The following is a 17883-nucleotide window of genomic DNA, read 5'->3' on the forward strand; positions in this document are numbered from 1 at the left end:
ATCGCAGGCTTGGCACTTCTTAGCTGCTGCGCAATTTCTTCCAATACCCGGTGTGGCGGGAGTGATGTAGTGAGTTTACCTCTCTACCCGCACTCAGGATTTGAAATCATGTTTACTACGTCATTCTGGCCGTCTGCGACGGCATACCAGGTTTCGATGATGGATCTGGATGTCCCGGAAAATATCAATCCTAAAGCGGTGCAAACCCTTCACTATTGCCTGCGTCTGACCGAGGCCATCAATCAGCTGGAGGCCGCCTGCGAAAGCCGTTTGCTCGATGCGCTGCGCGAGGAAATGGCGATCCAGTGTTTCCGCTTAGCGCCGCTGTTTGACGATCCTGATACCCGTCGCGGCCTGTTCCTGCGCGCCGAAATGCTGGCGGATGATTCGTGCAGTAAAACCGTGCTGCCGCAAATTGCCGGTCTTGATGAGCAGCAGCTTGTGCTGGGCATCGGCAAGACTTCGACGTGGGTGGGAAAATCAAAACAAAGCTATTACTCGTCGTGGTTCGGCGAACCCGCGCCGATGTTGCAGGAAATCTCAGACGTGATGGACAGCCTGTTTCCGCAAAGCCTGTTGTTTCTGCAAAAAGAAATCGCTGCCGATCTGCTGGCGCTGCCGGGCTGTGCGTACAAGATAATCAACCTCTTCGGCATTGCCGGAGAAGCCAACACTTACCCGAAACACTTTGCCTATTTCTTCCCGGAGGACGAGGGGCTGAAGTATTCGCCGGTCAAACGCACCGTGGTATTTGCCAATACCTACCTGCAACTCTTCGAGATGTTTTCTCGTACCGAAGCCGCGAATCTCGGCTGGGCGGAAGACGATTTACCGGAAAGCCGCGTTTGCCAGCGTTATCTGATCGCCTGGTTCCGCGGGCACGATCTCGGGCATTCGCTGGTGCGTAACGAAAATGTATTTCCGAAGCTCAGCAAGATTGATCGCTGGGGATCGATGATGGTGCAGGAAGCGCTGGCCGATCAGTTCGGATTGCTGATGTGCCTGACGCCGCAGGTCGCCGATGGATTACAGCTCGACCGTAACGTGCTGGCGCGGATCTACTTCCTCGAGATCCTGCGCTATCTGCGCCGGGGGCCGTCGAGTTACCCCGACGCCGGAGCGGCCTGGATCCAGTTCAATTATTTGCGTGAACACGGCTGCATTGAGCTGTCGGCAGAGACCATCGGTTTTCACCCTGAGCTGTTCTTTACCCAGATGGCCAGCCTGACGCGGCTGATGAGCGAAGAACTGCTGGGTGGAGATACTGAGCGTGCGAAAGCCTTTATGCAGCAGCATTGCCCGCACACCAACCCTGAAGACGTTGAGATCCTGATGGCGCGCCTGGGCACCACTAACGACATGATCGAGTACAACCAGCTGATCAAGCGAGTCCCGCTATGATGCCGTTTTCCAATGGATTTTTGCTCAGCCTGTCGTTGTGTCTGGACATCGGCATCGCCAATATTGCGATGATCACGCTGGCGATGCAGCGCGGCTATTTTCACGGTTTCTGGCTGGGGATCGGCACCTGTATCGGTGACCTGATTTACGCGGTGCTGGCGCTGGCAGGGATGACGATTTTGCTGCAATACCAGAGTGTACGCTGGGTGTTGTGGGTCGGCGGTTCCCTGATGCTGATGTGGTTTACCTACAAAATGATCCGGGCAGCGCTGGCACCGGCAGAGAATATGTCCGCCAGCGATAACGGCCAGCCGCGCTCAGTGATGCGTAATTTCGGGCGCGGCGTGGTGCTGGCGATGTCGTCACCGACGGCGATCTTGTGGTTTGCGGCGGTCGGCGGCGCGCTGATTTCCCGCATGGGGCAGGGCGGTACGGCGAATGCTTCATGGTTCCTGACCGGCTTTTTTATTGCTGGCGTATTCTGGACGGTGGTGTTGTGCTGCGTCGGCAGCTGGGGCGGGAAAATGCTGGGCACTAAAATGCTGAAATATTCCTACGTCGCCTCGGCGGCGATCTTCTCGTATTTCGCCATTTACGTGGTTATCTCCGGTTACCGCGAATTTATTTTGGTATAGGCGTCAATGGATCGCTTAACTGCGTACACCGCAGGCATGCAGCGACTGCGAATACAGATGGGGAGTGATCCCCATCATTTTGCGGAAGGTATTAATGAAGTGACTTTGATCGTAAAAACCGAGACTGATAGCCACGTCCAGCGCATTGTTGTTTTTACGCAGCTGATTGCGGGCTTCCAGCAACCGTAACTGCATGTGGTACTGCAAGGGCGGCATACCGATGTGCTGGCGGAACAGCCGCACAAAATGGAATTTACTCAGCCCGCTGACCTGCGCCAGCGTGTCGAGGTGGATCTTGCGGGTCAGGTGATCGCGCATGAAATCCAGCGCCAGCGTGACAGGCCGCAGCGACTGCTCCTGCTCTTTCGCCGGTTCTTCCAGCAACGCGCCCAGCAGCCACAATAAGTTTTGTTCCTGATCGTCGTCGTTCAGGGTGCGTTTGTAATGGCGCAGCGCGGAAAACAGCGCCGGATTACTGAGCACGCCTTCGGTCAGCACCGGCGCGCAGTGATCGGAACGCAGATTGTGATCAACCGAGACCTGTCGCAGCAACGACTGGGGAATATGTACGCTGAGGAATTCGACTTTCTCATCGCCAAACAGTGAGGATTGCACGGTCGAAGGATTATAAATTGTGATTTCCCCGGCGCGAACCAGTTCGGTTTTGCCGTGCAGCCAGATCTCTTCCGTACCGGTCAGATTGGCGCTAATCACATATTCGTCGTGGGTGTGACGCGGGAATGAGGAGTTACTCGCGGTCAGATGCGAGCACTCAATATCGTTAGCCATCGTCCATTCAGAAATTGAAAGAGACACGTAACACCCCAGAATTCATTGCGGCGAAAAAGCAGGCATTTCTTATTTTCGATTTTTTCGATCAAATCCTTTTCATTCTTGCTACATGTCCGGTTTTTGTAAACTCTGAACACGTAAAAGAGCGCACCAACCGGAATTTTAGGATTTTGCCCATACCTCTCCGGTGATGCGCTGGCCGGGTTTTGTGAGGCGTAAATGTTAATCAACAGGCTTAATCGTTATTTTTTAATAGCCATTGTCGCCGCTTTATAAAACGAATAACCCGCCAGCGCCTTTTGTTTTACATCCCAAAAACAATTTATAAACCCGCAGAAAAAGCAATGTGGCAATACGTGCCAGATTTCGCTGCGTATTTTGTTTATTGCCTGCGTTTGGCCTTCAACGGCTTGTCATTTCGGCTATTAATAAGGCAAAATATGCGCCCCGCAAAACGGGGATAACCCGTTTTGACGTCATTTAAGAACACATTCTTCTTACAAGAAAACATTCAAAAACCAGAGGCCGGGCTTCGTACCGGATAGATATTTACTTTCAAATACCGACAGTCATGTCGCAAGGAAACATAAATGGTGCATCACTCTCTTTATGTGGCGTTCTCCGTCATGGGAATTAAAAATCATGTCAGATAACGTCATCTCAGGTAGCACTTCCCGCGTGGAGCTGCGTAAAACACTTACGCTGGTTCCGGTTGTGATGATAGGCCTGGCCTATATGCAACCTATGACCCTGTTCGATACGTTCGGTATTGTCTCTGGTTTGACCGACGGCCATGTGCCGACGGCTTACGCCTTCGCCCTGATTGCGGTCCTGTTTACTGCGCTGAGCTACGGCAAGCTGGTGCGCCGCTATCCTTCGGCGGGATCGGCCTACACCTACGCACAAAAATCTATTCATCCGGTGGTCGGATTTATGGTCGGCTGGTCGTCTTTGCTCGATTACTTATTCGCGCCGATGATCAATATTCTGCTGGCAAAAATCTATTTTGAAGCGCTGGTGCCTTCGGTGCCGTCGTGGATATTTGTCGTGGTGCTGGTCGGCTTTATGACCCTGTCGAATCTGCGCAGTATTAAAACCGTTGCCAACATTAATACGCTGGTCGTGGTGTTGCAGATTATCCTGATAACGGTGATCACCGGCATGGTGATTTACGGCGTTGATCACGGCACCGGTTATGGCACGCTGACCAGCACTAAACCGTTCTGGGGTGAGAATACGCATACTGTACCGCTGATTACCGGCGCGACGATTTTGTGTTTCTCATTCACCGGTTTTGACGGTATCAGCAATCTTTCGGAAGAAACCAAAGATGCCGGGCGCGTTATTCCACGGGCGATTTTCCTGACGGCGCTCATTGGCGGCGCGATTTTCATCACTGCAACCTATTTCCTGCAACTCTATTTCCCGGACATCTCCAGCTTCAAAAACCCGGATGCGTCGCAGCCGGAAATTATGTTGCAGGTCGCGGGCAGGGCGTTCCAGTTCGGCGCGCTGATTTTCTCCAGCATCACCGTTCTGGCCTCCGGCATGGCGGCACACGCTGGCGTTTCCCGTCTGATGTACGTCATGGGCCGCGACGGCGTCTTCCCGAAACGCTTCTTTGGCTATATTCATCCGAAATGGCGCACGCCGTCCTTTAACGTGATTCTGGTCGGCGCGGTTGCGCTGATGGCGATTAACTTCGATCTGGTCACGGCAACGGCGCTGATTAACTTCGGTGCGCTGGTGGCCTTTACCTTCGTTAACCTTTCAGTGATTTCGCAGTTCTGGATCCGTGAGAAGCGCAACAAGACCTTTATGGATCACTTCCAGTATCTGTTCCTGCCGATGTGCGGCGCGCTGACGGTGGGCGCACTGTGGGTGAATCTGGAAGAAAGCTCGATGATCCTGGGGCTTATCTGGGGCGCGGTCGGTTTCGTCTATCTGGCCTGCGTAACCAAAAGCTTCCGCAATCCGGTGCCGCAGTATGAGGATGTGGCGTAAGGCTTTCGGCAGATACAGTGGCTAAAAATAAAGAGCGACTCATTTCACAATGCGTCGCTCTTTTTGTTTTTCCTCTGTCACGCTATTCCTGCCAGCCGAAGGAAAGCCGTTACCACTGCCGCCGCGATAATAATCACGATCAGCGGCGCCTTTCGCCATGCTAAAAACAGCGCCACGCCGACGCCGGTCACGCGGGCGAATCCGGCAAACTGCGCGCCTTCAAACAGCGCAGTTGTGGCGGCAACCGCCAGCAATAGCGTCGTTGCTGAGTCTGATAGCATCGTCTGCGTTGCAGGGGATAAATTCAGGCGCGAGCCCAGACGGTAACCGGCTACGCGCATCAGGAAGGTTCCGGCGGCCAGCACGGCAATACCGGCAACCCAGAGCGTTTGCTGCGTCATTTTCTATTTCTCCAGGTCAGTAATCCCAGCAGCGAAAACAGCACCGGCATACCGGCGGGAACGAACGGCACCGCCGCTACCGAAATCAGCGCACCGGTCGACGCGGGGATGAGTGTCCGGCGATTTTTCAGTGCCGGGAATATCAGCGCCAGCAGAATGGCGGGGAAAACCGCATCCAGCCCGATAGCCTTAATATCAGGAATAAATTGCCCGATAAATGCGCCCGCGATAACACTGACCGGCCAGAACAGCGCGATACCTGCGCCGCACAGCCAGTACGCCGTTTTGCGCTTTTCATGCGTCGGCTGGGAAATCCCGAACACCACGCTTTCGTCATTCATGATATGGCAGCCGAGCCAGCTAAGGTGCTTATGGCCGACCAGATCTTTGACCGCAATACCAAACGGCAAATGTCGCGCATTCACCAGCAATCCGGCCGCCGCGGCGGCGAACGGGCTGCCGCCTCCACCGACAATGGCGATAAACAAAAACTCCGAGGCACCGGCGAGTACCAGCAAAGAGAGTGTGAGAGGCACCCATAGCGGGAAGCCGCCGGCAACCGCCAGAGAACCATAAGAAATACCGACCAGACCGTCGGCCAGACAGACCAGAAAGATGGCTTTCACCACATCATTTCCGAGCGGAGAAAAGAGTCGCTGACGCATAATTTAATCCCATAACGAACGAATAATCATTATAATGAACGTATCTGGGTCGTTCTTCAAGTCGAACGATCGTTCGTTATAGATAAAAAGGGACTGCAATGTCACAACCTATCAGCGTTATTTCAAAAGGTCTGGTGCGCGAACGTCAGCGGACCGGACTGTCACTGGCGGAAGTTGCCCGTCGGGCAGGGATAGCGAAATCCACGCTGTCGCAGCTGGAGGCGGGTAACGGCAACCCGAGTTTAGAAACGCTATGGGCCCTGTGCGTCGCGCTGGATATTCCTTTCGCACGCCTGATGGAGCCTGAGCAAAATAAAATGCAGGTGATCCGCCGTGGCGAGGGCCCAACGGTGGTCGCAGAGCTGGCGGATTACAAAGCGGTGCTGCTCGCCACCTGCCCGCCGGGCGCACGTCGGGACATTTATCTGCTGACTACCCAGCCGGGCGCTGACCGCGTCTCCAGCCCTCATCCCCAGGGTTCGGTCGAGCACATCATTATCACGCAGGGCCGCGCGCTGGTCGGTCTGGTGGAATCGCCGGTTGAGCTAAACGCCGGTGACTATATTTCCTATCCGGCAGACGTGGAACATATCTTCCGCGCGCTGGAACCGGACACCATGGCGGTACTGGTGTCGGAGCAGAGCTGATCAAAACGTAATCAGTCTTCTGGTCACTTTGTTTTTTAGCAGCAGCGTGGAAGATGCCACAGAAAGCAAAAACGTTAGCAGGATGACAAAGAGTTTGGCGGTCAGGGAATGGATCGGGATCCACTCGATCAGCAGGTTGAAAAAGCTGTAGTGGAGGATATAAACGCCGGTCATGGTTTTACCTAGCGCGCCAACCATTTCGCCAACCGGCCTTTTTATGGCGTCCGCTTTCACACCGTTGGCCGCGATAATGATCAGCACCACCAGCAGGTATACCTGCGAACCGGTCAGAATGAAGCTGTTTTGCTCGACCTTGAAGAGTGAAAAGAAAAAATGCTTTTCGTACATCCAGGTAAAAATATACACAAAGGGAATGGCAATCGCGGCAGCAACCGCCACTCGCGGGCGGCCATACAGCCGTGAAATCTTGTGGTCGAAGAGCAACTGGCCGGTGAGATAGTAAAGGATCCACGTCCAGATGCGGAACTGCGCAGGGATGGAGAAGACCTGATTTTGCGGATGATAGAGCGCCAGCAGGTCGTAGGCGAAGGAGAAAATCAGTAACGCGCCAGTCACGCAGGCCAGTATGCAGGTGCGCTTTGCCAGCCATTCCACCACCGGATGAAAGGTATAGATAACAACCAGCGAGAAGATAAACCACGGCTGGATCAGATACCCTTTCTGATAGGGTTCCCACAGGTAATAGACGGTGAACCAGAAAATAAAGAGGGTTAAAATTGCGCGAATTTTTCTCATCTGCCACTCCGAGGTGTTTTCCTCTGAGCAGGAACCCGCGTCCATATAACCGTTGACGACGAAAAACAGCGGCGTCGCAATGGTCGAGATGAAGGTCAGAAAAGCCAGAATCGTGTCGTAGTTATAGTTGTAATCGTCATACGTGTTGTACACGGTGAAAAAAGTCACGGCAGTCAGGCAGCCGAGGGTTTTAATAATATTGAGTCCCGTGGTGTTCATTATTTGCTGCGTTTTCCTTCACGATGAAAACAGTTGTAAATCACAGGCAGAACCAGAAGCGTCAGCACTGTGGCAAAGCCCAGTCCGAACATGATAACAACGGCCATACTTTGGAAAAATACATCAAGTAACAACGGCGCGAGACCCAGCACGGTAGTAAAGGCGGTCAGCAGGATAGGGCGCAGACGCGATGTCGCCGCATACACGATGGCTTCTGCCTGACTTTTTACCTTTTTCTGCTGATTGATTTCTTCGACCAGCACGATCCCATTGCGGATCAGCATCCCGCTCAGGCTGAGCAGGCCAATCAGCGCCATAAATCCAAACGGAATACCGGTCAGCAGGAAACCCAGGGTGACGCCGATCAGTGCCAGAGGAACGGTCAGCCAGATGGCGATGGCATTTTTTACCGAGCTGAACATCAGCACGGTGATGATGAACATCATCAGGAAGCCGATCGGCAGCGTGGTGAATAATCCCTGTTGCGCCTCGGCGGAATTCTCCGCGTCACCTCCCCACTCAATGCTGTAGCCGTGCGGCAGTTGCAGTGCTTCCACTTTCGGTTTGATGCGCGCCAGCATATCGCCGGAGGTTTCACCGGTGGCCGCGTCCGGGTCGGTCTGTACGGTGAGCATACGCATACGGTCACGGCGCATGATGAGCGGATCTTCCCATTCGACGCGGAACTCGCTCACCACGTTGCTCAGCGGAATAAATTGCTGACGCGTCTGGCTCCAGACCATAATGTTCGCCATATGATCCACGTCCAGCCGTTCGTCAGCCGGCGGTCGTAAGACTACGGGCATCAGCGTCGAGCCGTCACGGTAAATCCCCACTGTGCTGCCGCTGAAATTCATCTGCAACGCACTGTCGACTTCTCTCCTGTCGACGCCCAGCTCGCGGCCAAGGTAGGGCGAGAAGGTCGGACGGACCATTTTGCTGCGCTCCTGCCAGTCGTTGCGCACGCCGTCGGCAGTGCCGTCATCGAGGATAATCTGATCCACCTGACTGGCGATATGGCGCAAAGTATCCGGATCCGGCCCTTTGATCCGCACCTCGATCGCGCTGTCGCCTGAGGGACCAAACATAATGCGTTTGAGCCGCGCATTCACTTCGGGGAAGTTTTGGTGGATATTCTGCTCGGTGCGTTGGACAAGCCCGGCGATTTTGCGCTGATCGTCCATCCGCACCATGATTTGGGCATAGTTGGAATACTGGCGCTGGCCGTTGTAGGTCAGAATAAACCGCATCCCGCCCTGACCGATGGTGGTCACGGTATTTTCGACGCCTTCCTGTTCGTTGATATTTTTTTCGATTTCTCTGGCGACTTTTGCGGTGTAATTAATGTCGGTGCCGTAAGGCAGCCAGAGATCGACGAAGAAAATCGGCGTATTCGAAGAAGGGAAGAAGTTTTGCCGCACGAAGCTGAACCCCCAGACCGAGGCGACCAGCAGCGTTGCCAGCACGGTAAGGGTGAGCGTCTGACGGGTCAACAGCGCATTGAGCATGCGGCGGTAGACGCGAAATATCCAGCCGCCGTAAGGGTCAGCCTGCTCATCCGGTTTCCTCTCCGCCAGCGGCATATTGGCAAACGCCCATTTCACCAGCACCGGCGTCAGTGTCAGCGCCGTCACCCAGCTAAGCATCAGTGAAATCAACAGCACCTGGAACAGTGATTTACAGTATTCGCCGGTCGAATCCTGTGAGAGACCGATGGGCGCAAACGCCAGAATGGCGATGACCGTCGCGCCAAGCAGCGGCAGGGCAGAGCGTTTGATGATATGCGAAATGGCGTTCATCAACGGATTGCCTTGCTGACGGGAAATCAGCACGCCTTCCACCACCACAATCGCATTATCCACCAGCATACTGAGCGCGATAATCAGTGCGCCCAGCGAAATACGCTGAAGCTCAATGCCGGACAAATACATGATAAGCAATGTACCGAGCACGTTCAGCGCGAGAGAAACCGCAATAATAATACCGCTGCGCAGCCCCATGAAGATAAGCAGAGTACCGACCACAATCGCCAGCGCCATCAGGAAATTAATGATAAATCCGTCGACGGATTTTTTAACTTCGGCGGCCTGATCGTAGAATACTTTAAGCTCGATTCCGGCGGGTTTCTCAGCCTGCAGATCCTGCATTTTGGCTTTGATGGCGTGACCGATATTCATCACATTGACGCCGGGAATATAAGAAACGCCGAGGGTCAGCGCGTTACGTCCATTGGCGTGATAAATATTACCCGGATGATCGGTGACACCCTGAGAAATGACGGCAATATCCCGCAGATAAATACTGTGCGTCGAGCCCGCCGGGCTTATCAGCACATCATTAAGCTCATCAATGTTTTGAAATCCGCCGGTGGGATGCAGGCGGATCGACTCACTGCCGACGGTCATGCTGCCTGCATCAGAGACGACATTTTGCCGGTTGAGCACATCCGCCAGCCGCGCCAGCGTGACGCTGTACGCCGCCATTTGTGCGCGGGAAATTTCGATCGTCACCTGCTCAGGAATGATGCCGCCAATCGCGACTTTGCCGACGCCGGGTACCAGCACCAGTTCCCTGCGCAGTTGTTCAGCGTATTTACGCAACTCAGGATTAGTAAAACTGTCGCCATAAATCGAGAAAAAATAGCCGTACACGTCGCCGAAATCATCGTTAACAAACGGCGGGCTGACGCCGGGCGGAAACTGCAACGTGGCGTCGTTGACCCGGCGACGCAGCTCATCCCAGATCTGCGGCAGCTCAGAAGAGTGATAGCGGGAATCGATATTGACGGTGATTTGCGATAAGCCGACGGCGGAAATCGAGGTGATATTATCGACGTAAGGCAACCGTTGCAGGGCGTTCTCCAGCGGTAGTGTGACTTCTTCTTCCACCTGCTGCGACGACGCGCCGGGATATTGCACCGAAACGACGGCGGTTTTGATAGTAAACGCCGGATCTTCCAGCCGCCCGATGTTGAATAACGCGATCAGCCCGCCCACGCCGAGCAGAAGGATCACCAGCCACACCCGCGTCGGGTTATTGATAAAACTGTCGTTGATCCCCATTACAGACCCCGTTCCCGCGTCCAGATGCGCACCGGCTGTTGTGCGTGTAACTCACCCACGCCGGCCGCCACCACCCGTTCTCCTTTCTCCAGTCCGGTGGTGATTTCAATCCCCCGCGACGTCAGTTCCCCCACTGTCACCTTTCTGTCCTCAACGTGCAGTTTGTCGCCATCTCCGGCGATCACCCAGACATGTGCTTCGTTGCGCTGCTGGCTGTCCGGGTTGAAGACCGCTTCCACCGGGATCACCAGCATATTATCAGACGTTGCGGTCGCGAGGTTAGCCGGATTGATCGTCACCGTGCCGCTGAGCCCCGCCACTGCCGGGAAATTTTCAGGACGCGGCATGGTCAGCGTAACCTGCCACGTTAAGGTATTGGCTTCGCTGCTGGCGGTATGTTCTTTATAGCTGGCGGTAAATTCACGTCCGGGCAGGGTATTGATACGAACCAGAGGGCGATACTGCGCGTTACGGATATCCAGACTGGTGAACAGGTTTTCCGGCACGCTGAAGATAACGTCCAGCACATCTGAACGGCTGAGCATGGCAACCGGCTGTCCGGCGGCGATGACCTGATGATTACGCACGTTCAGTCTGGCGACAACGCCGCTGAACGGCGCGATAAGATTCAAATCATTGAGTTCTTCCTGAGCAATTTTTAAGGCGGCGACGGCAGAATCGCGGCTGGCTTTATGCACTTCCAGCTCAGCCTGTGAGACCACGTGTCGCCGGGCAAGGGTTTGGTAACGCTCGAACTGGCGCTGCGCCAGCTTTGAAGCACTGCGGCGATCGTTAAGCCGCTGACGGGCGTCATTGTTGGAAAGGCGGGCGAGGACTTGCCCCTGTTTGACCGCCTGCCCTTCGCGCACGTCTAAGGCATCGAGCTGACCTGCGCGTTTGAAGGCAATTTCCGTATTATCACCCGCCAGGATCCGCGCCGGAAAAACCCGCGTACTGGCAAGGCTTACCGCGTCTGCCGTGGCAACTTTAACCTGACGCGGTAATACCGGCGCTTCAGGGGTTTTCTGGTCGCAGGCGCTTATCAGCAACGCAATGACCAGCGAGAGAGAAAAACGAATTTTCAATATACTTCCCCTCATTGAACAACCCGTGAAAATAATAAATACAAACAGAATGTGCAGGGTTTTTTCTGTCACCCGGCTGCTTATTTCATTCTGTCTGTGTTTCATTAAGGTGTGAGTGAGTTATTGTTTTTGTTTGCTTATTTGATTTTCCGTTCCGCTTATTAACACTATTTAACACGGTATATTATAGTTTATACAGCTTTACGCATCTTGCCAGAAACCTGCACGATAATTCGTTCGTTATTCTCTTTATTCGTGAACCATTTCAGGGGTCAAAGAATTATGGATAATACAACGCCACGCTCTGTGGAACCGACATCATCGGATAAACTTTGGTATCAGCTAAGCGTAGAAGAAAGCCTCGCAGGGCTGCAGTCCGGTCTCTCCGGGCTCACCGCAGAGGAAGCCCGGAATAAACTCAGGCAACATGGCCCGAATGTTTTACCGCAAAAAGAAGGTAAGTCTTTATTTATTAAGTTTATCTCTCACTTTAAAGATATTCTCATTTATATATTACTGGCTGCCGCCGTTGTCACCGGGATTATGGGGCACTGGGTGGATACGCTGGTCATATTAGCCGTGGCGGTTATTAATGCACTGATAGGGTTTATTCAGGAAAATAATGCTGAGAAATCATTGAAGAGCATTCAGAATATGCTGTCCAGTGAGGCACTGGTATTACGTAACGGACAACACGTTACCGTAGGGACGGATGAAATCGTACCGGGGGATATTATTCTGTTGCGGCCAGGGGACAAAATCCCCGCCGATTTACGCCTGATCGACGTGCATAATCTTCGTGTTGAAGAAGCCATTCTGACCGGTGAATCCACCGTTGTCTCGAAAAAAACTGACCCGCTGGAAGGTGAGAAATCCATTGGCGATCGTAAGAACCTCGCCTACTCAGGCACTACCGTAAGTTCCGGGACGGCCAGCGGCGTGGTGTTCGCCACCGGCGGCCATACGGAACTCGGGCATATTAACGAGATGCTCTCATCGATTGAAGACAACAAAACGCCGCTGCTGGTGCAGATCGACAAACTGGGGAAATCTATCTTCGTCATTATTTTGTTCATGATGGCGGCGCTGCTGATCTTCGGTTATTTGCTGCGGGATATTCCATTCGGCGAGCTTCTGCTTTCGGTCATCAGCCTGGCGGTGGCGGCGGTGCCGGAAGGGTTACCGGCGATTATTTCGATCATTCTGTCGCTGGGTGTTCAGGCGATGGCGCGATCTAAAGCCATCATCCGTAAGCTTCCGACCGTCGAAACGCTGGGCGCGATGTCGGTCATTTGCTCAGATAAAACCGGCACGCTGACCATGAACGAGATGACCGTCAAAGCGGTCATTCTGGCGGATAATGTCTGGACGGTGGAGGGCAGCAGCTACGAACCGACGGGGAGTTTCACCGTCGCGGGGCAGGTGAGCCCGCAACCGGCGGATTCTTCGCCGCTACTGACGCAGTTCCTGCGCACGGTGGATATCTGTAATGACAGCACGCTGTCGCAGGATGCGCAGGGGCACTGGAAAATCACCGGCGGACCGACTGAAGGCGCGCTCAAAGTGCTGGCCGCCAAGGCGCGTCTGCCTGAAGTTTCGCATCAGGTGAGCAGCAAAATCCCGTTTGATTCGCTCTATAAATACATGGCGATTGCCTGCGAGAAAAACGGTCAGTCGCAGGTCTTGCTGACCGGTGCGCCGGACGTGTTGCTTAAACTGTGTCAGTTCCAGCAAACGCCGGAAGGGGCGCAACCGCTGGATCTGGCTTACTGGGAATCGGCGATCACACAGTACGCCAGCGAAGGGCTGCGCATGGTTGCGGCGGCGTGGAAACCGGTCGATCAGCCGGTGGCCTTACTTGATCACCCGGAGTTGCATCAGGGCATGGTGCTGATAGGCATTGCGGGCATGATGGATCCGCCGCGGCCTGAAGCGATTGTCGCGATTGGTGAATGCCAGCAGGCGGGGATCCGCGTCAAAATGATCACCGGCGATCATCAGGAAACCGCGATGGCGATTGGTAAGATGTTGGGGATCGGCAACAGCGAAAACTCCATCACCGGCTACGAGCTCGAGCATATGGATGATGCACAGCTCAGAACGGCCGCCGTGCAGTTCGACATCTTTGCCCGCACCAGCCCTGAACATAAACTCCGGCTGGTTAAAGCGTTGCAGGAGACCGGTGAAATTGTCGGCATGACCGGTGACGGCGTGAACGATGCGCCTGCGCTGAAACAGGCTAACGTCGGGATCGCAATGGGGATCAAAGGCACGGAGGTGACGAAAGAATCTGCTGATATGATCCTGGTGGATGATAACTTCGCGACCATCGCCAATGCGGTCAGGGAAGGGCGCCGGGTTTACGATAACCTGAAGAAAACCATCCTGTTTATTATGCCGACTAACCTTGCTCAGGGGCTGCTGATAATTATCGCTATCCTGATGGGTAACCTTCTGCCGCTCACGCCGGTGCAAATCTTATGGATGAACATGGCAACCTCCGCAACGCTCTCCTTCGGGCTGGCGTTTGAGAAAGCCGAAAGCCGCGTAATGCGTCGTCCGCCACGTAATGTCAGTGCGCATGTGATGGATAAATACGCCATCTGGCGCGTAGCGTTCGTTGGCTTACTGATTTCTGTCAGCGCCTTTATGCTGGAAGCCTGGCTGCAACCGCGTGGCTATGAACCGGAATTTATCCGCACCGTGCTGTTACAGACGCTGGTGACCGCGCAATGGGTTTACATGATCAACTGTCGCGATTCGGATAAATTTTCTCTCAGCCGGGGGCTGCTGCAAAACAAAGGCATCTGGATTGTCACCGTCGTGCTGTTCACCCTGCAGGCCATCATCATTTACGTCCCGCTGATGAATACGCTGTTCGGCACGCGTCCGCTGCCGTTCATTTATTGGATAATCGGATTGCTGATAGGCGTGGCGCTGTTCGTGATTGTCGAGATAGAGAAGGTGCTGACCCGAGGATGGCGCAAAGCGGGATGATGTAATTGTGGCGAATCAGTACCCACAGATAGCAAAAAACCAGCCGTTAGGCTGGTTTCTTTAAATATGGTGCCCGGACTCGGACTAACGCCGCAGGCGTTTGAACAACGGCTTTGCCGTTGGCCCGCAGGGCGAGCCTGCTAAGGCGAGTCATCGAACGGAGTTCGATGGAGAGTCCGTACCACAGAAAGCAAAAAACCAGCCGTTAGGCTGGTTTCTTTAAATATGGTGCCCGGACTCGGAATCGAACCAAGGACACAGGGATTTTCAATCCCTTGCTCTACCGACTGAGCTATCCGGGCAACGCGGCGCATTAAACCGTATTGGGCATGTATCGTCAACGGGTTTTTATGACAAACGGCGGGTTGGTCACTCGAGTGATGTTTTTTACAACGATTTGCCGGTTTTCCCTTCAACGTATTTACAGAGCCACGAAAGCCTCTGCGGCCTGAGAAAATTCGCGCTCCGGCGGTGTCGCATTCTGTAAGAATTTGGCGCTATGTTCAGGGTTGAACAGGGGGTGAAAAGATGACATTATTGCGCCGATTTATTAAACAACTCCCGTTCCCGTTTTCACGCGACAGCTCAAGAGGGTTGCGGCATGGCTGGTTTATCACATCGCGCTTTACGGTTTTCCTCTAAGCGCAGAAAACATCTGATGATGATCTCCGGGTGCTGTAAACGCCACGATTTCAGTTTTCCTCCTTTTGCAGATCCTTTCATGCGGTAAGGCTACCGTTTGCCCGCTGTAGGCATTATTAAAAACAGAGAATTCACCGACTGCTCTGATTTTACTGTTGTCTATCAGACGTGGCTGAGCCTGAAACGCCAACTGTCACCACCTTGCCGCACCGGCATCGTCACGTCACATTCGACGTCTCACTCAGGCCAACGTCAATTGCCGGGCTGGACTCTGCGCATTGTTTTCTTGTGACGTAAGTACCAGCTCATTGCCGTGCCCTGTGGCACACCCTCTTACTTAACCGTTTGAGAGTCTGAATGAAACTTTTAAAACTTGCAGCAAGCACCTCCGTTTCCCCTTATCTCCAGACCGCGCGTCTGGTGGCTGACCTGCGTCGCGCCGATTTTGCCGACGTCGCCGCCATCATTATCTCCGTCGGGGATTTAAACCACGGCAGGCTGGCAGAAATTGAAAAGCTGGGGTTTGGTATTCCCGCGTTTGTGGCTGTGCAGGGAACCGAGCAGGTTTCGCCTGAGTTTTTACCAGCGCTGAAAGGCGTGATCACCTTATCGGACGCCAATCAGGCATTTTATGCCGCGCAGATTGAATCGGCGGCGCAGGCCTATGAAGAAGCTTTGTTTCCGCCGTTTTTCGACACGCTGAAAAAGTATGTCGAAATGGAGAACTCCACCTTCGCCTGCCCGGGGCATCAGGGCGGTGAGTTTTTCCGTCGCCATCCGGCAGGGCGTCAGTTCTATGATTTCTACGGCCCAAACATTTTCCGCTCTGACATGTGCAATGCCGACGTCAAGCTGGGCGATTTGCTGATCCACGAGGGCTCGGCGAAAGATGCGCAAAAGTATGCCGCCAAAGTCTTTAACGCGGATAAAACCTATTTCGTGCTCAACGGCACGTCGGCGGCGAATAAAGTGGTGACCAATGCGCTGCTGACCCGCGACGATCTGGTGCTGTTCGACCGTAACAACCATAAATCTAACCACCACGGCGCGCTGCTCCAGGCGGGCGCGACGCCGGTATATCTTGAGACGGCGCGCAACCCGTTCGGCTTTATCGGCGGTATCGATGCGGCCTGTTTTGACGAAGACTATTTGCGCCATCAAATCAAACAGGTTGCGCCGGGTCGCGCCGGTGAGAAGCGTCCGTTCCGCCTGGCGATCATACAGCTCGGCACCTATGACGGCACCGTATACAACGCGCGTCAGGTGGTCGATAAAATCGGGCATCTGTGCGATTACATCCTGTTTGACTCCGCATGGGTCGGTTACGAGCAGTTCATCCCGATGATGAAAGAGTGCTCGCCGCTGCTGCTGGAGCTGAACGAGAACGATCCGGGCATCATTGTCACGCAATCAGTCCACAAGCAGCAGGCCGGGTTCTCACAGACTTCGCAGATCCACAAAAAAGATAACCATATCAAGGGGCAGAAGCGCCATTGCAGCCATAAAAAGCTCAATAATGCGTTCATGATGCATGCTTCCACCAGCCCGTTTTATCCGCTGTTTGCCGCGCTGGATGTCAATGCGCGCATACACGCCGGTGGCAGCGGTAAACATATGTGGATGGAGTGCGTGAAGCTCGGCATCGAAACCCGCAAAATGTTGCTCGAACAGTGCTCGATGATTTTGCCGTTCGTGCCGCCGGTTGTTGACGGTATCGCCTGGCAGAATCATGAAACGGAGCAAATGGCCAACGACGTGCGCTTCTTTGATTTCGTGCCGGGTGAGCGCTGGCATGCCTTCTCGGGCTATGCCGAGAAGCAATATTTTGTCGACCCGTGCAAACTGCTGCTGACCACGCCGGGCATTGATGCAACGACCGGAAAGTACACTGAGTTCGGCATTCCGGCGACCATCCTGGCGAACTATTTGCGTGAAAACGGCATCGTGCCGGAGAAATGCGACCTGAACTCGATCCTGTTCCTGCTGACCCCGGCGGAAACCCCGGCCAAAATGCAGTTGCTGGTCGAGGAAATCGCGCGCTTTGAGCAATACATCGAAGAAGATGCCCCGCTCAGCGAAGTGCTGCCGACGGTGTATCGTAAAAACGAAGACCGTTACCGCAATTACACCATCCGCCAGCTGTGCCAGGAGATGCATAATCTGTACGTGAGTTTTGACGTCAAGGAACTGCAAAAAGAGATGTTCCGTCAGAAGAGTTTCCCGCAGGTGGTGATGAACGCACAGGACGCGCATAACGAGTTTATCCGCGACAACATTGAGTTGGTGCCGATTGGGGAAGCTGAAGGCCGTATCGCCGCAGAAGGCGCGCTGCCTTATCCTCCAGGCGTACTTTGCGTGGTGCCGGGCGAACAGTGGGGCGGCGCGGTGCAGCGTTACTTCATGGCGCTGGAAGAGGGCATCAATCTGCTACCGGGCTTCTCCCCTGAGTTGCAGGGGGTTTATATCGAGAAGAAACCGGTGGGCTGGAAACGCGTGATGGGGTACGTGATAGCCGGGTAATGTGTTAATTTTATTGTGAATAAGGGGCGAAAGCCCTTTATTTACTTCATTAATAAA

Annotated in this window: 12 protein-coding genes and 1 tRNA gene; 6 read left to right on the forward strand and 7 right to left on the reverse strand. The window is 54.0% G+C overall.

The annotated features are described in order from the left end of the window. The first annotated feature begins 108 nt into the window (after window positions 1-108). Together ACMHLI_RS01275 and ACMHLI_RS01280 are read left to right on the forward strand one after the other, a co-directional pair. Window positions 109-1401 (forward strand): hypothetical protein, encoded by a 1293-nt coding sequence (locus ACMHLI_RS01275; RefSeq protein WP_413527913.1) that lies wholly within the window; start codon window positions 109-111, stop codon window positions 1399-1401. After that, the gene (locus ACMHLI_RS01280; protein WP_413527914.1) at window positions 1398-2036 is read left to right on the forward strand and encodes a LysE family transporter; all 639 of its coding nucleotides are present in this window, start codon (window positions 1398-1400) and stop codon (window positions 2034-2036) included. The genes ACMHLI_RS01275 and ACMHLI_RS01280 overlap by 4 nt, the downstream gene beginning before the upstream one ends. Window positions 2037-2051: 15 nt before the next feature. Here the strand turns inward: ACMHLI_RS01280 and ACMHLI_RS01285 are convergent, their stop codons facing one another. Then, window positions 2052-2852 (reverse strand): AraC family transcriptional regulator, encoded by an 801-nt coding sequence (locus tag ACMHLI_RS01285; protein WP_413527915.1) that lies wholly within the window; start codon window positions 2850-2852, stop codon window positions 2052-2054. Between the two features lie 618 nt (window positions 2853-3470). Here ACMHLI_RS01285 and ACMHLI_RS01290 point away from each other — a divergent pair. Continuing rightward, window positions 3471-4832 (forward strand): APC family permease, encoded by a 1362-nt coding sequence (locus ACMHLI_RS01290; protein WP_413527916.1) that lies wholly within the window; start codon window positions 3471-3473, stop codon window positions 4830-4832. A 77-nt stretch (window positions 4833-4909) separates the two neighbouring features. Here the strand turns inward: ACMHLI_RS01290 and ACMHLI_RS01295 are convergent, their stop codons facing one another. Both ACMHLI_RS01295 and ACMHLI_RS01300 read right to left on the reverse strand, forming a co-directional pair. Continuing rightward, window positions 4910-5233, reverse strand: coding sequence for an AzlD domain-containing protein (locus ACMHLI_RS01295; RefSeq protein ID WP_413527917.1), 324 nt, complete (start codon window positions 5231-5233; stop codon window positions 4910-4912). Then, on the reverse strand, window positions 5230-5898 hold the full coding sequence (locus tag ACMHLI_RS01300) for an AzlC family ABC transporter permease (protein WP_413527918.1): 669 nt from the start codon (window positions 5896-5898) through the stop codon (window positions 5230-5232). Before ACMHLI_RS01300 ends, ACMHLI_RS01295 begins: the two co-directional genes overlap by 4 nt. Window positions 5899-5996: 98 nt before the next feature. On the opposite strand from ACMHLI_RS01300, the gene ACMHLI_RS01305 reads away from it, so the two are divergent. After that, window positions 5997-6545: a helix-turn-helix domain-containing protein gene (locus ACMHLI_RS01305; protein WP_413527919.1), complete on the forward strand. Its 549-nt coding sequence runs from the start codon at window positions 5997-5999 to the stop codon at window positions 6543-6545. Here the strand turns inward: ACMHLI_RS01305 and ACMHLI_RS01310 are convergent, their stop codons facing one another. Genes ACMHLI_RS01310 through ACMHLI_RS01320 form a run of 3 tightly spaced genes read right to left on the reverse strand, consistent with a single transcriptional unit; the run spans window position 6546 to window position 11682 of the window. Beyond that, on the reverse strand, window positions 6546-7520 hold the full coding sequence (locus ACMHLI_RS01310) for an acyltransferase (protein WP_413527920.1): 975 nt from the start codon (window positions 7518-7520) through the stop codon (window positions 6546-6548). Continuing rightward, the gene (locus tag ACMHLI_RS01315; protein WP_413527921.1) at window positions 7520-10582 is read right to left on the reverse strand and encodes an efflux RND transporter permease subunit; all 3063 of its coding nucleotides are present in this window, start codon (window positions 10580-10582) and stop codon (window positions 7520-7522) included. The genes ACMHLI_RS01310 and ACMHLI_RS01315 overlap by 1 nt, the downstream gene beginning before the upstream one ends. Next, window positions 10582-11682 carry an efflux RND transporter periplasmic adaptor subunit gene (locus tag ACMHLI_RS01320; RefSeq protein WP_413527922.1) on the reverse strand — a complete coding sequence of 367 codons (1101 nt, stop codon included), beginning with the start codon at window positions 11680-11682 and terminating at the stop codon, window positions 10582-10584. Before ACMHLI_RS01320 ends, ACMHLI_RS01315 begins: the two co-directional genes overlap by 1 nt. 267 nt (window positions 11683-11949) lie before the next feature. Between ACMHLI_RS01320 and ACMHLI_RS01325 the strand changes: the two genes are divergently transcribed. Continuing rightward, window positions 11950-14664 carry a cation-transporting P-type ATPase gene (locus ACMHLI_RS01325; RefSeq protein ID WP_413527923.1) on the forward strand — a complete coding sequence of 905 codons (2715 nt, stop codon included), beginning with the start codon at window positions 11950-11952 and terminating at the stop codon, window positions 14662-14664. Window positions 14665-14890: 226 nt separating this feature from the next. On the opposite strand, the gene ACMHLI_RS01330 is transcribed toward ACMHLI_RS01325, so the two are convergent. Next, window positions 14891-14966 (reverse strand) — tRNA-Phe (locus ACMHLI_RS01330). Between the two features lie 697 nt (window positions 14967-15663). On the opposite strand from ACMHLI_RS01330, the gene speF reads away from it, so the two are divergent. Further along, window positions 15664-17826 (forward strand): ornithine decarboxylase SpeF, encoded by a 2163-nt coding sequence (gene speF / locus ACMHLI_RS01335; RefSeq protein WP_413527924.1) that lies wholly within the window; start codon window positions 15664-15666, stop codon window positions 17824-17826. Window positions 17827-17883: the final 57 nt, after the last annotated feature.

The sequence above is a fragment of the Rahnella inusitata genome, assembly GCF_965118895.1.
GTDB lineage: Bacteria > Pseudomonadota > Gammaproteobacteria > Enterobacterales > Enterobacteriaceae > Rahnella > Rahnella inusitata_A.